Annotated in this window: 1 rRNA gene; it reads right to left on the reverse strand. The window is 45.3% G+C overall.

Features of this window, described 5'->3' with window-relative positions:
• Positions 1–198 precede the first annotated feature (198 nt).
• Positions 199–322: ribosomal RNA gene (locus WA407_RS26390) — 23S ribosomal RNA — on the reverse strand; the annotation flags it as partial.

Here is a 322-nt window from a genome sequence, read left to right on the forward strand (position 1 = left end):
CGTGTTCGGGATGGGTACGTGTGGAACCCCTCCGCTATCGCCACCAAACATGAATTTACATCGTAAATTCTTCCGTATGGTTATTCGGTTCATCACTTATCGTGTGAATGAATAGCCATGCGCTTGTTGTATGTATTTCTACATACATTCAAGGTTACACCCTGAAAACTGGATCCGAAACTTATTTGCGTTCTACTTTAGGATAAGCCCTCGACCGATTAGTATTGGTCAGCTCCATGCATTACTGCACTTCCACCCCCAACCTATCTACCTCGTCGTCTTCAAGGGGTCTTACATACTGGGAAATCTCATCTTGAGGGGG

It is taken from the genome of Paenibacillus sp. 203 (assembly GCF_037027525.1).
Taxonomy (GTDB): Bacteria; Bacillota; Bacilli; order Paenibacillales; family Paenibacillaceae; genus Paenibacillus; species Paenibacillus polymyxa_B.